General features: G+C 73.4%; 1 protein-coding gene. It reads right to left on the bottom strand.

Translation table 11 applies throughout. The features are described from left to right. Window positions 1–617: 3-hydroxyisobutyryl-CoA hydrolase (locus FRW57_RS22270; RefSeq protein ID WP_203230502.1), on the bottom strand; the 617-nt coding region annotated here is incomplete at its 3' end. Window positions 618–851 lie beyond the last annotated feature (234 nt).

Genomic DNA, 851 nt, shown 5'->3' with positions numbered 1-851 from the left:
CGCTCGACCACGCCGGGCAGGTCGGTGGGGTCGACCACGGCGTCCGCGAGGCCGCAGTGCACCGCGTCGGCACCGCCGATGGTGGAGCCGGAGAGCGCCAGGTGGGTGCCGAGCTCACCCGGCGCGCGGGACAACAGGTAGAGCGAGCCCACATCCGGGAAGAACCCGATCCCCGTCTCCGGCATCGCGACCCGGGCGTCCGCAGTGACCAGGCGCAGTGAGCCATAGGCCGACACGCCCACCCCGCCGCCCATCACCACGCCGGTCATCAGCGCGGCATACGGCTTGGGGTAGCGGTGGACCAGGGCGTTGAGGCGGTACTCGTCGGCCCAGAACGCCGTTGCGGCACAACGGTCCCCGTCCATGATCTGCGTGCGCAGCGCCCGGATGTCACCGCCGGCGCACAGGCCGCGCTCGCCGGCGCCGTCGAGGACCACCGCGGTCACCGAGTCGTCGGCCGCCCACGTCTCGAGCTGTGCGTGCATCGCCAGCACCATCTCGTGGGTCAGGGCGTTGATCGCCTGCGGCCGGTGCAGCCGCACCCGACCGAGCGAGCCCTGCCGGGCGAACAGGACCTCGTCGGTGCCGGTGGCGCCGGGAGCGAAGTCGACCGTCACGTGCTCTCCTCCTCGATCGGCTCGTATGGCGTCGTATGACGTCGACCCTAGAGTGCGCAAGACACCCCGATCGAGTCGGGCGGCCCGGCTGGGAACAGCTCGCCCCCCGCCGATCTCCACGGGTGTCGCGCGGCGGGTGTGAGACCGGCGGCGGAGCGCGTGCCACGATGGAGCCGTGCCTGCCACCGCGCCCGGCCCCAGGGCCGCCCCGGTCGCCGCGCATCCCCTCCCCCA

Source organism: Segeticoccus rhizosphaerae (assembly GCF_009192725.1).
Classification (GTDB): domain Bacteria; phylum Actinomycetota; class Actinomycetes; order Actinomycetales; family Dermatophilaceae; genus Segeticoccus; species Segeticoccus rhizosphaerae.
This window is presented reverse-complemented; position numbering and strand designations above follow the sequence as displayed.